The sequence below is a fragment of the Frigoribacterium sp. Leaf263 genome (genome assembly GCF_001422285.1).
Classification (GTDB): Bacteria; Actinomycetota; Actinomycetes; order Actinomycetales; family Microbacteriaceae; genus Frigoribacterium.
This window is the reverse complement of record NZ_LMMO01000001.1, coordinates 620,417-637,878: the sequence shown is the minus strand read 5'-3', so window position 1 is coordinate 637,878 and position 17,462 is coordinate 620,417. Positions and strand designations below refer to the sequence as shown.

At 65.9% G+C, this 17,462-nt stretch carries 12 protein-coding genes; 10 read left to right on the top strand and 2 right to left on the bottom strand.

Annotated elements, in window-relative coordinates:
• The first annotated feature begins 20 nt into the window (after window positions 1–20).
• From ASF17_RS02945 to ASF17_RS02925, 5 genes are all read left to right on the top strand, one after another.
• Entirely contained in the window at window positions 21–1,997 is a 1,977-nt protein-coding gene (locus ASF17_RS02945; protein WP_156357264.1) for an MGH1-like glycoside hydrolase domain-containing protein, read from the top strand.
• A 129-nt stretch (window positions 1,998–2,126) separates the two neighbouring features.
• A complete protein-coding gene (locus tag ASF17_RS02940; protein ID WP_082474991.1) occupies window positions 2,127–3,188 on the top strand; it encodes an LCP family protein in 1,062 nt (353 codons plus the stop codon).
• Between the two features lie 243 nt (window positions 3,189–3,431).
• Window positions 3,432–4,895 carry a sugar transferase gene (locus ASF17_RS02935; protein WP_055795066.1) on the top strand — a complete coding sequence of 488 codons (1,464 nt, stop codon included), beginning with the start codon at window positions 3,432–3,434 and terminating at the stop codon, window positions 4,893–4,895.
• Complete coding sequence (locus tag ASF17_RS02930; protein ID WP_055795064.1) at window positions 4,896–6,035, top strand: glycosyltransferase; 1,140 nt, start codon at window positions 4,896–4,898, stop codon at window positions 6,033–6,035. It abuts the gene before it with no gap.
• A 149-nt stretch (window positions 6,036–6,184) separates the two neighbouring features.
• Window positions 6,185–9,142: a right-handed parallel beta-helix repeat-containing protein gene (locus tag ASF17_RS02925; protein WP_082474989.1), complete on the top strand. Its 2,958-nt coding sequence runs from the start codon at window positions 6,185–6,187 to the stop codon at window positions 9,140–9,142.
• Between the two features lie 3 nt (window positions 9,143–9,145).
• Here the strand turns inward: ASF17_RS02925 and ASF17_RS02920 are convergent, their stop codons facing one another.
• Window positions 9,146–9,991 carry a polysaccharide pyruvyl transferase family protein gene (locus ASF17_RS02920; protein WP_156357263.1) on the bottom strand — a complete coding sequence of 282 codons (846 nt, stop codon included), beginning with the start codon at window positions 9,989–9,991 and terminating at the stop codon, window positions 9,146–9,148.
• 225 nt (window positions 9,992–10,216) lie between these two features.
• On the opposite strand from ASF17_RS02920, the gene ASF17_RS02915 reads away from it, so the two are divergent.
• Together ASF17_RS02915 and ASF17_RS02910 are read left to right on the top strand one after the other, a co-directional pair.
• Entirely contained in the window at window positions 10,217–11,323 is a 1,107-nt protein-coding gene (locus ASF17_RS02915) for a glycosyltransferase family 4 protein (protein ID WP_055795059.1), read from the top strand.
• Window positions 11,320–12,489, top strand: a complete 1,170-nt coding sequence (locus ASF17_RS02910; RefSeq protein ID WP_082474987.1) for a glycosyltransferase family 4 protein — start codon at window positions 11,320–11,322, stop codon at window positions 12,487–12,489. The genes ASF17_RS02915 and ASF17_RS02910 overlap by 4 nt, the downstream gene beginning before the upstream one ends.
• On the opposite strand, the gene ASF17_RS02905 is transcribed toward ASF17_RS02910, so the two are convergent.
• On the bottom strand, window positions 12,486–13,556 hold the full coding sequence (locus ASF17_RS02905; protein ID WP_055795055.1) for a glycosyltransferase: 1,071 nt from the start codon (window positions 13,554–13,556) through the stop codon (window positions 12,486–12,488). The two genes, ASF17_RS02910 and ASF17_RS02905, sit on opposite strands and share 4 nt — an antisense overlap.
• Window positions 13,557–13,844: 288 nt before the next feature.
• Between ASF17_RS02905 and ASF17_RS02900 the strand changes: the two genes are divergently transcribed.
• The 3 genes from ASF17_RS02900 to ASF17_RS02890 all read left to right on the top strand — a co-directional run bounded on the left by ASF17_RS02900 (window position 13,845) and on the right by ASF17_RS02890 (window position 17,416).
• Complete coding sequence (locus tag ASF17_RS02900; protein ID WP_055795053.1) at window positions 13,845–15,215, top strand: O-antigen ligase family protein; 1,371 nt, start codon at window positions 13,845–13,847, stop codon at window positions 15,213–15,215.
• Between the two features lie 144 nt (window positions 15,216–15,359).
• Entirely contained in the window at window positions 15,360–15,965 is a 606-nt protein-coding gene (locus ASF17_RS02895; protein WP_055795051.1) for a hypothetical protein, read from the top strand.
• A 2-nt stretch (window positions 15,966–15,967) separates the two neighbouring features.
• Window positions 15,968–17,416, top strand: a complete 1,449-nt coding sequence (locus ASF17_RS02890; RefSeq protein ID WP_055795049.1) for a lipopolysaccharide biosynthesis protein — start codon at window positions 15,968–15,970, stop codon at window positions 17,414–17,416.
• Window positions 17,417–17,462 lie beyond the last annotated feature (46 nt).

Genomic DNA, 17,462 nt, shown 5'->3' with positions numbered 1-17,462 from the left:
CCGATCCCCCGGAGCACCGCATGACCGACACGACCGCCCGGCACCCGGCCGACACCGCCCCCGAGCGCCCGGCCGACGCCGCGCCCGCCGCCACCCCGCACCTCCAGCCCCTGCTCGGGCGCGAGATCGTCGTGCTGCGAGCGCCGGCGCAGGCCTGGTCGGCCGACGACGGCTCGATGACAGCCGGGGTGCACGGCTTCTACCTCGGCGATGTGCGGCTCGTCGCCGAGTCGTCGACGACCGTCGACGGGCTGCGCGCCGAGCACATCGCGACGGTCCCGGTCGACGCCTCGACCGTGCGGTTCGAGTCGCTGCTGCGCGCCGTCGACGACCGCGGCGCCGACCCCGGGGTGCGGATGACCGTCGTCCGCACCGTGTCGTCGGGCGGCGCCGCCGAACAAGTCACCGTGACCTCGCGGCTCGACCGCCCCCTCTCGCTCGTGCTCGAGATCGCGCTGCGGCCCGACGCCTCGGCGCTCGAGCTGGTCAAGTCGGGGCGCGAGGGCGACCGGCCCGAGGGCGTGACGGTCGCCGACGACGCGACCGGCGCCTCCTGGGTGGCCGGCGGCGTCTCGGTCGATCTCGTGTCGACGGGCCGAGGAGGCGCGGTGCGGCGGAGCGACGAGAACGTCGTCCTCCGGTGGCCGCTCGAGATCGCGCCGCGGTCGGCGGTCGAGGTCGGCTTCGACCTGCGAGCCGTCGATCCGGCGGCCGTGGTGGCGGGGGTGCCCGGCGAGGCGGTGTGGGCGCCGTTCGACCCGGCGCCCCGCGACGATCGTCTGGCGCGCTGGCTCGACCGGGCTCGGTCCGATCTCTCGGCGCTGCGGTTGACGACGCCCGACTCGCCCGACGACGTCTTCTACGCCGCCGGGGCGCCCTGGTTCTTCACGCTCTTCGGGCGCGACTCGCTGTGGGCGGCGCGGTTCACGCTGCCCGTCGACCTCGGCATCGCGGCGGGCACGCTGCGGGTGCTCGCGCGACTGCAGGGCACGGAGTCGGTGCCCGACACGGCCGAGCAGCCCGGAAAGATCATGCACGAGCTGCGGCAGCAGACCCTCACCATCCCCGACGAGGGCGTCAGCCTGCCGCCCCTCTACTACGGGACGGTCGACGCGACGCCGCTGTGGGTCTGCCTGCTGCACGACGCGTGGCGCCGGGGTCTCGACGAGGCGGAGGTCGAGGCCCTGCTGCCGAATCTCGAGGCGGCGCTGGCCTGGATGCGCGACTTCGGCGACAGCGACGGCGACGGGCTGCTCGAGTACGTCGACGAGACCGGTCACGGCCTGGCCAACCAGGGCTGGAAGGACTCGGGCGACAGCGTGCAGTGGCGCGACGGCTCGTTGGCCGAGGGGCCGATCGCGCTCTGCGAGGTGCAGGCCTACGCGTACGAGGCGGCGGTGCACGGCGCGGATCTGCTCGACCGCTTCGGCCGGGGCGGGGGTGACGGGTGGCGCCGGTGGGCGGCTGCTCTGCGCGAGCGGTTCCGCACCTCCTTCTGGGTGTCCGACGTCGACGGGGACTTCCCGGCGATCGCGCTCGACGCGGCCAAGCGGCCGGTCGACACGGTCACGAGCAACCTCGGTCATCTGCTCGGCACCGGTCTGCTCGATGAAGCCGAGGAGGCGCGGGTCGCCGCCCGGCTCGTCTCACCCGAGCTGGCGAGCGGCTTCGGCCTCCGCACCCTGTCGAGCGACAGCGACGGCTTCTGGCCCCTGAGCTATCACGGGGGCAGCGTCTGGACCCACGACACCGCCATCGCGGTCTCGGGTCTGGCCCGCGCGGGGTTCGCCGCGGAGGCGCAGCAGCTGGCCGACGGACTGCTCGCCGCGGCGCCGGCGTTCGACTACCGGATGCCCGAGCTGCACTCGGGCGACTCGGCCCGCGACGTGCCCGCGCCGGTGCCGTACCCGGCGTCGTGCCGGCCGCAGGCGTGGTCGGCGGCGGCCGCGGTGGCGGTGTGGGCGGCGACGCACGGGGTCGTGGCGCCGGGCTCGTGAGGCTCGCGGGCCCCTCTCGCAACCTGAACGGGGGTCGGAGTCGCCCCGGGTCGTGCACCTGGTGCAGTTAGGCTCATCGGACGCCAACACCGGGCGGCCCACCGAACGCCGCCCACGGGAGCCCCTCACATGACCGACATCTTCGACTTCGGCCCGGACGAGCAGAACAAGCGCGACGACGACCAGCCCACCCGGCGCGGCCGCAAGAAGCGCCTGTCGCGCCCGGTGAAGACGCTCATGGTCGTGGCGTCGGTGCTGGTCGGGATCCTCGTGATCGTCGGCGTCGCCGGTGGCCTCTATGCGATGAACCTCGCGCGCACGTTCGACGACCGCACCACGACGCTGCCCGAGGCGTTCCCCGAGGAATCGACGCGCCCCACGGCGTCGGCGACCGGCGCGATGAACATCCTGCTGATGGGCTCCGACTCGCGGGGCGACGAGACCGACCTCGACGACGCCTCGTCGAGCGACCAGCGGACCGACACGATGATGCTCATGCACATCGATGCGGACCGCAAGAACGTCTACGTCATGTCGATCATGCGCGACCTGTGGGTGCCGATCCCCGGCCGGGGTGACAACAAGATCAACGCGGCGTTCGCCTACGGCGGGTCGCCGCTGACCGTCCAGACGATCGAGCAGCTGACCGGCGCGCGCATCGATCACGTGGCGATCATCGACTTCGAGGGCTTCGCCGGCATGACCACGGCGATCGGTGGCGTCGACGTCGTGAGCGACAAGGCCTTCACCGCCCGCGGCACGCAGATCCAGGTCGGCACCAACCACCTCGAGGGCCAGGACGCCCTGAACTTCGTGCGCGAGCGGTACTCGTTCACCGACGGCGACTACACCCGGGTCGAGAACCAGCAGCGGTTCCTCCAGGCCGTCGCCGACAAGCTGATCTCGCGCGACACCCTGACGGACCCGGGCGCGATCACGAACTTCGTCGGCTCGGTCTCGGACTACCTGACCGTCGACGACACGCTCGACTCGGGTGCCATCGCCTCGCTCGGAGTGAGCCTGCGCGACGTCAAGAACGAGAACATCAAGTTCTTCACGATCCCGACGGCGGGCACCGGGATGATCGGCGGGCAGTCGGTCGTCCTGCAGGCCGAGGGGCAGATGCCGGGGCTGCGCGACGCACTCGCGAAGGACACCCTCGGCGACTACCTGCCGACGCTGCAGGGGTGAGCGGCAGCTCGATGTCCAGCCGAGCCAGTCCCCTCCGAGGCGACCGAAACTGATACCCGTGAGTATCGATGCGTCTAAGCGACGGTTGATCATTACTATGATCTATCTGGGGTGTCTGACCCGGCCGTCGTGAGCCCGTGACGAGCGACAGGACCTCAGCCCAGCGACCCGAACCATGGGTACTCATCCAAAGACTGCCCGAGGGGGACAGGACTGTTGACGACTGGTGCCTCAGAATCGACCTTGCGCCATGGCCTCGTCGGTGATGCGCCGGCACCCTGGGCCCGGAACTACGCCAGACGACTGACGCTGACCGACACCCTCGTCGTCTTCATCGCGGTAGCCGTCGGCGAGCTCACCTGGTACGCCATCAACATGGGGTCGTTGGCCGATCGCCTCTCGTGGGGCGAGATCGCCACCCGGCACACCGTCGTGAGCATCCTCCTGCTCGGCGCGTGGCTGCTTGTGCTGACTGCCTACGGCACCCGTGACTCCCGCATCATCGGGCAAGGGCCACTCGAGTACAAACGAGTGCTCGAGTCGTCGCTGATGCTCTTCGGGGTCTTCGCCATCGTGGCGATCGTCCTCCGGCTCGATCTCGGGCGCAGCTTCGTGCTGACCTCGTTCCCCGTCGCGGCGATCGGACTCGTGCTGTCTCGGTGGGGCTGGCGCCAATGGCTGGTCGCGCACCGCCGAGTCGGCCAGTACTCGGCGCGGGCGCTCCTCGTCGGGTCACGGCACTCCGTCGAGCACCTGGCGAATCACCTGTCGGGCCAGCCCTCGGCCGGCTACCGCCCGGTCCTGGCCTGCCTGCCTCACGGGACGTCGGGCAGCACGATCGGCACGGCGTCCGTGCCCGTCGCCGGCGGACTGAACGACGTCACCGCCGTCCTCGCCCGCCATCACGTCGACTGCGTCATCGTCACGAGCAGTGACGAGCTGTCACCTCTCGCCGTCCGTCAGCTCGGCTGGTCGCTCGAGGAGTCGGGCACCCAGCTCATCGTGGCCCCGGCCCTGACCGACATCGCGGGCCCGCGGATGCACACGCGGCCCGTCGCCGGCCTCCCCCTGATCCACGTCGAGTCGCCGGTCTTCGCCGGACGCAAGGCCTGGACGAAGACGGTCATCGACCGGGCCGCAGCGGGGCTGGGCATCCTGCTGCTCTCTCCCGTGCTGCTGGCGATCACCATCGCCGTGGCCGCGACCTCGAGCGGGCCGATCATCTTCCGGCAGCAGCGGGTGGGCCTCGGCGGCGAGACGTTCACCATGTTCAAGTTCCGCTCCATGCGGGTCGACGCGGAGGCGCAGCTGGCGCACCTGCAGGCCGAGCAGCGCGATGCCGGCAACCAGGTGCTCTTCAAGATGAAGAACGATCCGCGGGTCACGCGCGTCGGGGCGTTCCTCCGTCGCTACAGCCTCGACGAGCTGCCGCAGCTGTTCAACGTGCTGAACGGCACGATGTCGCTCGTCGGGCCCCGCCCTCCTCTCGATGCCGAGACGAAGGCCTACGAGAAGCACAACTTCCGCCGATTCCTGGTCCGCCCCGGCATCACCGGGCTGTGGCAGGTCAGCGGCCGGAGCGACCTGTCATGGGAGGACTCGGTCCGCCTCGATCTCTACTACGTCGAGAACTGGTCCGTCCTCAACGATCTGATCCTGCTCGGACGCACGGCACGCGCCGTCTTCCGTGGAAGTGGTGCCTACTAAATGACCTCCCGAAAATCCGCTCGTCCGTCCGTCGCCATCATCGGAACCCGCGGCTACCCGAGCTACTACGGGGGGTTCGAGACCGCCGTGCGCAAGCTCGCCCCCTACCTCGTCGAGGAAGGGTGGGACGTCACGGTCTACGGACGTCCGGGGTCGACCCGCGAGGACGATCCCGACATCGATGCACGTGTCACCACGCGCGTGACACGCGGTCTCGAGACGAAGAGCCTCAGCACGCTGACCTATGGCTTGTCGTCCATTCTCGACGCCGCCCGCCGCAAACCCGATGTCGCGCTCATCATGAATGTCGCCAACGGGTTCTGGCTCCCACTGCTCAGGCTGCGGGGTATCCCCACGCTGGTCAACGTCGACGGCATCGAGTGGGAACGAGCCAAGTGGGGCCGTCTCGCCAAGGCGGTGTTCAAGGGGGGAGCCAAGACGACAGCCTGGTGGGCCACCCGTCTCGTCTTCGACGCTCACGAGATCGGCCGTCGCTGGAAGAAGGACTTCGGACGTGACGGCGTCTTCATCCCCTATGGCGGGGACGAGCTGGCCGATCTGCCCGTCGAGCCAGGTTTGACGCACCGTGGCTACGCCCTGGTGGTTGCCCGGTTCGTTCCCGAGAACACGATCAACGAGTTCGTCGAAGCCGCGGCTCGCATCAGCGAGCGGTACGACGTCGTCATCGTGGGCTCCAGCGGCTACGGCGGCGAGATCGACGAGCGCGTCGAGCGGCTCGCTGCCTCCAACGACCGTGTGCGCTGGTTGGGTCATGTCAGTGACGACAACCGCCTCTTCTCGCTCTGGCAGCACGCAGGAGCGTACTTCCACGGCCACAGTGTCGGAGGCACGAATCCGGCGCTCGTGCAGGCCATGATGCTCGGGGCTCCCCTCGTGGCTCGGGACACCGTGTACAACCGAGAGGTAGTCGGCGAGGACGCACGCCTGGTCGCCCCCGACGCAGATGCGATCGCCGAGAGCGTGACGCAACTCCTTTCAAGCCCGCGAGAGCAGGACGACCGGTCGGCTGCCGCTTCCGCGCGGGCACGAGCCGACTATTCCTGGGCTGGGGTGCTCAGGAACTACGCGAGCGCCCTGCGCGACCTCGCTCGCCTTCCGTCCGGTCCCTCACAGGACTGACGAGGAGTCTGCAGCTCGCATTCGGTCACCCCCAGTGTGGGCCAGCCCCTCGCCACGCCGACTTCTAGTGTTTAGATTTAAACCACACATGCCGGGATCACCTGATTCGTTCTGAATCTGTCGGCTTGTGGTCGAGGAAATCGAGGGGCATGTTGTCGAAGAAGTGGATCAGATCAGGCGCCGTCTTTCTCGCAGCAGGGCTGCTGGCAGCCCTGGTGGCCCCGATGGGTGTCACCGCCGCCTCCGCGTCGACCACGTTGACTCAGGGGTCCTACGAGGAGGCTTCGCCCGGGGTGACCTTCGCCGGGTCATGGAAGCCGATGACGAACGCTGCGGATTCGGGCGGCCGCAGCACCTATGCCAACGGGACCGCCTCGTTCTCGTTCACCTTCGTGGGCACCGGCGTCAGCTGGATCGCGAGGACCTCTCCTTCGTCAGGGATCTCGACAGTCGCGATCGACGGCCAGCTCGCAGGGACCGTGGATCGCTACTCTGCCACCACCAAGTTCCAACAGACCGTCTTCTCGAGCAGCACGCTCGGAGCCGGCACGCACACCATGACGGTGCAATTCGACGGCTCGAAGAACGCCGCCGCGACCGGTGCGAGCGCACATCTCGATTCTCTGCGGGTCGAGGAGACGAGTTCAGCGGTCGGCCTGGGCACCATCGAGCAAGATGATCCCGCCGTCTCGTACACGGGCACCTGGTCGACGTCCACCAACGCTCTGGATTCCGGCGGAGACAGTGTCAGCGCATCGACCGCAGCCACCGCGTCCTTGACCTTCAGGGGGACCGACATCACGTGGCTGGGGCGCCGGTCCTCAGCGGCAGGCATCGCGCAGGTCACGATCGACGGTGTCCGGCAGCCGGACGTCGATCGCTACTCCTCGACGAACGACTATCAGCAGGAGCTGTTCCGCAAGTCGGATCTCTCCGATCAGGTGCACACGATCACCATCACGTGGACGAAGACGATGAACTCGGCGTCGCGTGGGACGTCGACTCACCTGGACGCTTTCGTGGTCCGAGGCGAGGAGACCCCGGTGGTCCCGGGCATCTACGAGGAGAAGTCCTCGGCCGTATCGTTCACCGGGCCCTGGTCGACGAGTCCGAGCAGCGGTGATTCAGGGGGGCAGAGCGCCTATTCGAGTTCGAAGTCCTCGGTCAGCTTGACATTCGATGCGACATCGATCGCCTGGATCGGCCGAAGCTCCGCCAGTTCGGGCATCGCTGCCGTCTTCATCGATGGAACGCAGGTCGCTACGGTCGATCGGTACGCGCCGACGATCTCCTATCGGAAGACTCTCTACTCGACCGAGGGGCTGAGCGCTGGGCCGCACACCATCAGAGTCGAATGGTCCGGCAAGCAGAACGCGTCGGCGTCGTCGTCAGCCATGCACTTCGACGCCTTCAGCGTCTCAGACGCCGCGAATGCGTTCGTAGCCCCGCCAGGTGTCGTGGGCGACAACTCGACGGCGATCGTCTACGAGGGCCCGTGGACGACCTCGAACAACTCGGGCGAGCAGGGGGGTCAGAGCCGTTATGCGATGACCGATGCGAAGGCGACTCTCACCTTCTCCGGGACGGGTATCGCGTGGATCGGCCGCAAGAGCCCGGGTTCCGGCATCGCCAAGGTCACCCTCGACGGTGTCGAGCAGACGCCCGTCGATCGTTACTCGGCCGGTACGAGCTATCAGCAGACCCTCTTCCTCAAGCAGGGACTGCCGGCAGGGACCCACAAGATCCAGATCCAGTGGACGGGCAAGAAGAACGCGGCTGCGACTTCCGCTTCCATTCACCTCGATGCCTTCGTCGTCTCGGACCTCTCAGCCACGAAACCCGGCTCTGTCACCCTCGTCCCCGGCGTCGGCACGGCTCCGGCCCTCGGCTCGAAGATCACCTGGGTCAAGCCCGCCACGAAGAGCTCCGACGCCCTGACCTACCGGCTCAACAGGACGGACGCCGCGGGGGTGTCGACCCAGATCGACCTCCCTACCTCCACCACCTACGTGGACAGCGCGCTGGCCGAGACGACAGCATTCGCGTACCGGTTGGCGGCCCGTGATCGATGGGGCTTCACGTCGCAGGCGAGCACGGCCGTGTCCCGCACGACGGGTTCGCTCGGAGTCAACAAGACCCTTGGCACGTCTCGCTGCGCCAGCCCGACGAAGACGGTCACGAACGGTGACCAACTCCAGACAGCCATCAATGCCGCGAAGCCCGGCGACACGATCAAGCTGGCACCGGGAACCTATCGAGGCAAGGTGCGCGCCGCCGGCCTCTACACAGGTTTCACCTTCTCGGGTATCCACGGCACGCAGTCGGCTCCGATCAGCATCTGCGGCGCATCGGACGCGAAGATCGATCTCGGAGACTCGGGCGCCGACTACGCCAGCTTGAACAGCGGTTTCCTCCTCCGGGACTCGAGCTGGATCCGTCTCGAGCGCCTCAACATCGAGCAGGTGCACGCTGGTGTGGAGATGCTGGGCAGCACTCGCGTCGTCATGGACTACCTCAAGGTGAGCGACACCGCCCAAGCCGGCATCTACCTGAGCAAGAACTCGTCCGACAACGTGATCGCGCACACGACGATCACCGCCACCGGGAAGAAGGACCCCCGCTTCGGAGAGGGCATCTACATCGGGAGTTCACTCGGCAACGACACCTGCGAACCCGCTTGCGCTGCCGACCGGAGCGATCGCAACGTGATCGCCTACAACACGATCAGCGGCACGACGGGCGAGGCGATCGAGGCGAAAGAGCAGACGGTCGACGGGACCATCTACAAGAACACTGTGGGAGCGACGCAGGGCACGAACGACATCACGGGCTCGAGCCTTCAGATCAAGGGCAGCCGCTACGTGCTGTACCAGAACTCGATCGCGTCATCGCTGGAGCAGGGAGTCCGTGTCCTGGCCGGGAAATACTCCGACGGTGCGACCTGGGGCGAGAACAACATCGTGACACGCAACAGCATCTCGTTCACGCGGACGACGGCTTCGTCTCTGGCTGTCTACGGATTCGGGTCGAACGGGACGGTCATCAAGTGCTCGAACAATGTCACCCCGACGTCCGTGAAACTCTCACCGGCAGCCTGCCTCAAGTAGGGATCACCTCGCATCGCTTTCCCCGCCCGCCTGCTTCGTCCACAGGTCGGCGGGGAACGCAGCCATGAGGGGCTGCGCATCCCAGGCCTGAAGCGGTGCATAGCTATCGACATCGACTTTCTCGACGTGCGCTAGAGCCGAGTCGAACGAGTCGAACGTCTCGGCATCGAAACGCCCCGTGCCCTCGAAGTAGTCGGCGTATTTGAACGGTGATTCGACCGAAGATCGTACGAGGGCGCACGGAACTCCCATGGCCTCTGCCAGAACGATCGCATGGAGCGAGGAGCCCACGACGCGATCGCTGCTCGCGATGGCCGAGACCACCTCTCGCACCGACCTGCGAGGACTGACGAAGTCAGGATGCGACTTGTACTTACTGGCCTCGTTCATGTTCGGAATGACGCTCAGCGAGCGTCGCTTCTGGACACCAGCCTCCCCGAGGGAAGGAATGAGACGAGGCAGGAGCAGTGCTGGATCGCCGTAGACGGCGGGCACATCGATTCCGAGGGCGTTCTCCAGCCATGCGCGGGTCCGTGGGCCACGGACCGCACGGACGTCCAACCTGCCGAAGAGGTGTTCATCAGGGCGGACCTTTCCGTTGACCCCCGTGCCCCATACCGTGTCGCCGTCTTGAGCGAAGTGCATCACCGAGCCGACGGTCATCAGTTTGTGTCCGGGCGATCGGGCGGGGTTCGCAGCCGAATCGAGCCGACCCAGCCGTGTGATCATCTCTCGGACGACGACGGGCCCGAGGAGATCTCCGAAGTTGTTGTGTCGGGGCCTCAGGTAAGGGAGACGCTTCCTCCGCGGGTTCCATTGGAACGATTCGACCCCAGCGACCTTGACCACGTGTCCTCCAAAGACTGCTCAGCTTTCGCTTGACCATTGAGGCTATCGCTAACGCATTTCGCCTTGTCGCGCCCGCGCCAAGTGATATGTCATCAGAGGTATTCCATCGTCACATAGGGTCACGGCCCGGGCAAGTATAATTATGACGACCAGCAACTAAACGTGGGCCGACATGGTGGCCGCACCACAGATGCACTGTCGATCGGACACCCGGGGGAATCCAACATGAAAGTCCTGTTCGACGCCTTCTGGTTCGTCGCCGGCCCTCCTTCGCAACGACACGTCCTGCGGGACATGATCTCCGCCTGGTCGATCACGTTCCCGCACGACGAGATAGCGCTCCTCGTTCGCTCGAAGCATGAGGCCGCTGCTCGGGCTGAATTGTCAGACGAGGTCCGCGTCTTCGCGACGAAGGCGTACCCTCAGGCCCTCCTCGCATCCCGCAGCCTGGCCCGCGTGGGCACCACCTGGGGCGCTGACGTGGTCGTGGCGCACAATTATGCGCCGCGCTACCGGCGGGGCGTGAGCGCACTCTTTCTCCATGATGTTCTCTTCCTCGAGAATCCCGAGTGGTTCACGGCCGTCGAGCGGGGGTATTTCGGAATCATGCCTCGTCTGGCGCCGCGGGCCGATGTCGTGTTCACCTCGAGCTCGACCGAAGCCGACCGTATCCGACGGCTGACGCGCTCTCGCGAGGTCGTGCCGGTAGGCATAGGTCTCAGCGCGGAGCTGACCGAAGTGCCCCCGGTCCGACCCGAGACGGGTCCGTTGCGAGCCCTGACGGCACACGGTTACGTACTCGCCGTCGGAAGACTCAACATTCGGAAGAACCTGGCGCGGGTCATCGCAGCGTGCCTTGATGGGGATCTGGTCGATGTGGACAACCCACTCGTCATCGTCGGCAGCGGGGACGGAAAAGCCGACGACTTCACGTCGGACGTCTCCCGGGCCGTCGAGGCAGGCATCGTGGTGTTCGCCGGGTTCGTCCAAGACCGTGAGCTGCGCTGGCTCTACGAGAACAGTGCTTGCCTGGTCTTCGCCTCTCTCGGTGAGGGCTTCGGCATGCCCCCCGTCGAGGCTGCTCACTTCGGAACGCCGGTCGTCGTGAGCGATCTGCCTGTGTTCCGGGAGACGGTCGGCGACGTCGCCTTCTTCGTCGATCCCCATTCGGAGTCGAGCATCGCAGCTGGCATCATCGAGGCGATCTCCAGCCGGGAGGGCTCGGGCCGGAAGGACGCGGCGGGAGTGACTCGATATGACTGGACCTCATCCGTGACGCGCATGCGATCAGCCATCGAGAACCGCATACAAGCCCGAAACGAGTCGTCATGACCACTGCACCGGCACCACGACCACCCCTGCGGGTGACGATGGTCGATCACTCAGCCGACCCCGGGGGCGGTCAGCTCGGCTTGCTCCGCTATTTGGAAGACACGCGGGACCTCGACGTCAGCCTCATCCTCTTGACGGGCGGGCCGCTCGTGGATGCGTATCGAGCAACCGGCCACAAGGTGACCGTCCTCGACGAGGCCGGCGCCTTCAGCTTCGCCCGCGCCCCGCTGTTCAGCCGTCGATTCTCATCAGCCGTCCGCGAGCACTCCCCCGACGTGATCGTCGCGAACAGCCTCTACGCGACGATAACGATGGCCTTCGCCAGAGTCGCACCACGAATCACACGCGTCTACTACTCCCGGGTCTCCATGGAGACCTTGAAGGGCCTGAAACGCTTTCTCGCCATCCACTTCTTCTTCAGGCAGTTCGACGGCTTCCTGGCGAACAGCAAGTGGACCAAGTCCTGCATCCCGGCAGTTCTCGCTCGGAGACCGATACGGGTCGCCTACCCCATCTCCGGCGTGACGGAGCGGACCGCCTCCACCAGGTCGCGACCCAGCGGCCGAGGTGAAGAGCTCGTGATCGCCTCCTTGAGCCGACCGGATAGGTGGAAGGGCACCGACATCCTGATCGACGCCGTGAAGGCGATGACGCCACGGCCCGGGGTGCGCCCGGTGCGGTTGGACATCTACGGCGGGACGTTCTTCTCGGACCCGGCGTTCATCACGGAGATAGAAGACTCCGCACGCGAGTCGGCGGTCCCGATCCGCTTCCTCGGCCATGTCGACGATGTGGCCTCCGTTCTCGACGAAGTGGACATCGTCGTCCTCAGCACGAGGTTCCCAGAGCCCTTCGGCCAGGTCGTCGTTCAGGGGCTCGCCCATGGAGCGGTCGTCGTCGTCCCCGACCAGGGGGGCCCGATGGAGGTCGTCGAGGACGGTGTCAACGGCCTCGTCTTCCATTCGGGTGACCCTGACTCCCTCCGGACGGTGCTCGAGGCGGCGATCGGGGATGCGGACCGTATGACGGATCTGGTGAGTCGGGGCCGCCGAGTGGTTGAGGACTTCGGCGACGACCAGATGCGGCGGATGCTCGAGCAAGGTATCCGCGAGATCGTCGACTCGGCTCGAAGCGACCGCCGGAGCAAGGCAGGCCGAGACCGCTAGACGGTCCTGTTCCGCTCGGAATGCCGCCCGAAATCGTCATCTACCGCGACGCGGCGCAGGACCTGCTCTCTCCACAGCCGCCGCGACGAACCCCGCCGATCGAGGACGAGGCCGTACAGCCGTTCATGCAAGATCCCAATGACTCGTCGATCGCGCCTGGAAAGGTCCGGGCGCTCGTCATCGTCGATCGAGAGCACGGACTGACGAGCGCGCAGGACGTCCGAGGCCTTGACCGGTGCGTCGAAGAGGGTCACCCATTCATGCCCCACCTCGTCGGCGAGCGCGCGAGTCGAGGAACTGCTCGGGACCAGCACGGGCGTTCCATTCCCCAGTGCCAGTAGCACCGCTCCGGAGTTGTACATGCGCTTGTAGGGGAGGACGACGAGGTCACTTGCACGGATATCGTCGTCGAGTCGCTGATCACTGAGGTGCCCGAAATCGAGTTCCACGCCTTCAAGGCCTTCTGTCAAAGCGCGGAGAGAGTCGGCGTATGCGGGATCGAGGGCCAGACCTGCAATCCGGAGGTGGACACCGCGCTGATCCCGCGTCGCGCGGATGAGGTCCTCGACCCCCTTGTAGGGCCTCACCTGCCCGAAGAACAGGAGGCGCGAATCACCTCGGTCGCCGCCGCGACGCGCCTCTCCATAGGACGGATAGTCACCGTGGAGAATGACGACGCCCCGGCCCATGTCGTTGGTCTCCGCCTCGTTAAGGTAGATGTCGAGCACGGTGAGACGCGCGAGCAGAGCGACCTGGACCCTCTCGAGAAGCCCGGGCGGCTCATGGGCGGACTCGTTGTGCACAGTGGCCACCACGGGCACTCGAAAGAGCCAGAGCCTGAGCAGGAGCGCCAGGCCGGGCACAGCCTTGACGATGGCTTTGAGCGGAGTGGAACCTCGGAAGATGTACTCGGGCCACTGGACATGAAGTACGTCATACCGACCGAAGACGGCGCGACCGTAGGTGAAGCGGACGACACTCGTCTCCGGGCCGAACGACTCTTGCAGGAGGTCCACGTACGGGTTCGATGTCGCAGTGGAGCGCCTGACGGTTATGAGAACTTTCATGGGTCCTTTTCGCTCAGGCCCCGCCGTCGCGACGAAGACCGATATGAGCCTAGCCGCAGGGCAAAATGCGCAGAGTCGTCCGTTGCTATGCTTGCGCGGGGCTCCATGATCTGTAGCCCTTTCGATCGTCGGGTCCGTCAGCCTCGATATCACGCGACGGCAGATCTGATGCTTTCGGAGTGCGTCCTCGCATTCCCCGGGGGGACACGAGCAAGTAGATGAACATCCACTTCAGAGCACAGAGGCGATCGAGCGCCCCGACGACGCGACGTCACGACGGGTGGCTCCGTGGGTAGCATCATCGCACTCGTCGTCGGCCTGGCGGCGGTCCTCCTCGCAATGGTCCTACCGAGGCGCTACGGCCTGGCTATCGCCCTGGTGGTCTTCGTCGTCCTGCCCCGCTTCATCTACGCGGAGAACTCTTTCATCCAAGGCATACCGCCATTCGGGTGGGTCGTGGCGGTCTGGCTCCTGCGGACACTCCGCAACCGCGCAGAGGACCTGAAGACGCGCAAGCAACGTAATGCGATGGTCGCCTTCTTGATCGTGTCGTTGGGGTGGTACGTCGCCACGCTCACGTGGAGCATCAACCCCCTCACGAGTCTGGGTTGGATAGTCCCCTTCATCCTTGGGGTCGTCATGGTGGCGATCGGCGGCAGGGACGCCGACTCGCTCTCGACCCTGCGGACCGTGTGGCTCTGGACCGCAGGTTTGATGGCGCTCTACGGCATAGCGGAGTTCCTTCTCGAGTCCAATCCCGTCTATGACTACATCCGGCAGTTGCTGAGCAGCCCCCTCGTGCGTACGTGGTCCGTCTACCGCGTCAATGCGTCATTCGGGCACCCCCTCTACGCGGCGCTCTTCTACAGCATGTCTGCAGCTTTCGCCTTCGGCTGGGGGATCATGCAGGGGAAGAAGTGGGCCCTGGTCGTGGCAGCCGTTTCGGGACTGGCGACCGTCTTGACCGTCTCTCGCGGAGGCATCGCGGTCCTGGCAGTCGCACTCGTCGCGATCTCCTCGATCGCGATCTTCCGTCAGACTCAGCTCCGGCTGTTCGGTAAAGTCGCCATCTCCATGGGCCTCATCGTGGCGGGCGTCGCAGTCTTCCAGATACCGCAACTGCAGGAGCGCCTGTTCTCGGCTGAAGCGCTATCCTCCGTGGCGGCACGCCAGAGCCTCGACACGATCATCTGGGCAGCTGCCGAGAACAGCCGTTTCGTAGGGTCGGGCATCGGCACGTCGACCGCTGCGGCTTTTCAGTTCAACCCCGAGGCGTTCCTCATCGAGAACGCTTACTACCAACTCTTCATCAGCGCCGGCATAGCAGGCGTGGTCCTCTTCGCGTTGATCATCGTCGTCGCGACTCTTCGCGCCCTGCGTCAGGGCGACTTGGCCGGGCTGGGCCTGACTCTCACGTTCGGCATCATGGTCGCCTCATTCAACGGCGTCGAGTCGAACCCCGGAATCCTCTTCCTGTTGGGCCTCGCGCTCGCTCACGTCTACGGAGCGAGGAGCGTCGTCACTGAGGCACCTGAAACCCTGGGCGAGAACACTGTCTCGGATCCAGCACCTGTCGAGGAGCCCCGCCGGACACCCGACGATGTGTCCCGTGCCTTCGTGATACCCAACTACAAGACATCAGCCGTCAAGGACTCTTGACGCGAGACTGAGATGCGACCCCGACCTATGACTTCGAGAACACTTCTCTACACCGTTGCGTTGAACGGCTACGGAACGTCCTACAAGGCCGCCATACGGTCTCATGAGGCGTACGCGAAACGAATCGGCGCCGATTACGTCTGCGTGACGAAGCCGTTCGTCACCGACCCGGCGATCGCCGCCTGGTTGAAGGTCCCGCTCCTGGCCGCCGGTCTGGATTCCGGCAGGGACTGGGTGGGCTACATCGACGCCGACTGCGTCGTCCGGACCAAGGCACCGGACTTCCGGACCGATCTGCCCGACGGCTCGAGCGACCTCTATCTCGCGGAGGGCCGCTCCGGTCGCGTCAATTCAGGCGTCATCTTCGCCAGGAACAGTCAGTCGTCGCGCGGCTACATCGCAACTGTCCTGGATTCGATGACCCGCCCGATCTCCTCTGAAGACCGTGCCGGTCTCAAGTACGAGAACGGCAACTTCATCTTCGTCGATCGCACGGTCGCCAAGGCGGACCGCATGCCGTTGACGTGGAACAACACCTTCGAGCCGGAGCTCGACGACCACATCAGGCATTTCACCGGAGATCTGCGGAGCGGATACCGTCGATCCGCGTTCGACACCTATCTCGGCAAGGCGCAGAAGCTCCTCGCGAGAAAACCCGGACCTCAGCCCGAGCGTCGCAGCGACGAGTTCGCCGCTGCTCTAGCGGATGTGACGAGACGAGTCATCACTCTCTACCCCACGCTCGGCTGACGATGCCCACGGCACCGCAAGCCAATCCAGAGGACTTCGGGCGGAAGATCGGCACATCCATCTTCTGGTCCTTCCTGGACAAGTGGATCTCCCGGGTCTTCACCCTCGTCGTCTTCGTCATCCTCGGCCGGCTCCTGTCGCCGTCGGACTTCGGGGCGGTCGCGCTGGCGAGCTCTTACGTCGTCTTCGTCACGGTGTTCGTGGATGCTGGCTTCGGAAATGCGCTGATCCAACGGTCTGTGCTATCCAGACGTGACATCGGAACCGCCTTGACGATCAGCGCCAGTCTGGGCCTCGCCCTCGGCGTCGCCAGCTTCTTCTCGGCCGACGCGATCGCTTCACTCTTCGGTACGCCGGAAGTCGCTGGAGTGATCCGGGCACTCTCCATCTCACTTTTCATTCAGGGCCTTTCGTCCGTTCCCGCTGCACTGCTCGAGCGCGACATGAGATTCAAAGCGCTGGCCATCCGTCGCTCGACGGCGACTCTCGTCTCCGGGGGCGCCGCAGTCGCCGTGGCTCTCGCCGGCGGCGGCGTCTGGGCCCTTGTCGTCCAGACGCTCGGCTTCGCGATCGTCGGCGGCGTGCTCGTGTGGCTCTCCGCCTGGCGCTCGGTCAGCCTCGGCTTCAGCTGGCGCAGTCTCCGGGAACTCATGAACACCAGCCTGGGTGTTCTGGGGATTCAACTCGTCTCGTTCGCGAACTCGCAGACAGACCGAATCGTGGTCGCGCTCTTCCTCGGCGTGGAAGCACTCGGCCAGTATTTCTTCGCCATGAGGATCATCTCTCTCTGCATCGAGCTCTTCACGGCGGTGTTCTCCAATGTCGGCCTCTCCGCCTTCTCGAAGCTCCAGGACGATCGTCCAAGACTCCGATCGCTGCTGTACAGATTGACTTCGACGACCAGTCTCGCGACGGTGCCCGTCTTCGCCTTCCTGGGGGCCTTCGCGTGGGTCATCATTCCCATCGTCTTCGGCTCGCAGTGGGTACCCGCCGTGCCCGTCCTGCAGATCCTGGTCTTCCTCGGAGCACTGAACTCTCTGCTCATCTTCGACCGCTCCGTGCTCATCGCCGTCGGCCGAGCGTCGACGGCGTTCTGGCTCAGCGTCGCGCAGACGGCCTTCGGGACGGTCCTCCTCGTCCTCGCAGGCCCGTTCGGCGTCATGGCCGTCGCTATCGCGGTCGTCGTCCGCCAATACGCTTTCTGGCCGGTCCGTCTCTTCGTCCTCCGCCGCGTGATCGACTATCGGATCCTGCAATACGTGAAGGGTTGGTGCATCGCGATGGCGGCGCTCGGCCTGAGCTGGTTCGTTGCGACGTGGTTGATGACCGAGGTCGGAATCTGGGCCGGTGTCCTGAGCTTCGCGGTCATCTACGCAGGGACCTACCTGCTGTTCGCCCGACGACAGATGCTGGAGATCCTGACGCTCGTCCGAGGTGTCATCGCCAAGTAGCCGGGGAGATCACTCGGCGGCAGCAACGCGCGAGCGACGTCATGGT

Excerpts from the sequence above, each read along its gene's own strand:
- ASF17_RS02910 (WP_082474987.1), top strand. The coding sequence starts at position 11,320 with ATGACCACTGCACCGGCACCACGACCACCCCTGCGGGTGACGATGGTC.
- ASF17_RS02915 (WP_055795059.1), top strand. The coding sequence starts at position 10,217 with ATGAAAGTCCTGTTCGACGCCTTCTGGTTCGTCGCCGGCCCTCCTTCG.
- ASF17_RS02940 (WP_082474991.1), top strand. The coding sequence starts at position 2,127 with ATGACCGACATCTTCGACTTCGGCCCGGACGAGCAGAACAAGCGCGAC.
- ASF17_RS02905 (WP_055795055.1), bottom strand. The coding sequence starts at position 13,556 with ATGAAAGTTCTCATAACCGTCAGGCGCTCCACTGCGACATCGAACCCG.
- ASF17_RS02930 (WP_055795064.1), top strand. The coding sequence starts at position 4,896 with ATGACCTCCCGAAAATCCGCTCGTCCGTCCGTCGCCATCATCGGAACC.
- ASF17_RS02890 (WP_055795049.1), top strand. The coding sequence starts at position 15,968 with ATGCCCACGGCACCGCAAGCCAATCCAGAGGACTTCGGGCGGAAGATC.
- ASF17_RS02945 (WP_156357264.1), top strand. The coding sequence starts at position 21 with ATGACCGACACGACCGCCCGGCACCCGGCCGACACCGCCCCCGAGCGC.
- ASF17_RS02925 (WP_082474989.1), top strand. The coding sequence starts at position 6,185 with ATGTTGTCGAAGAAGTGGATCAGATCAGGCGCCGTCTTTCTCGCAGCA.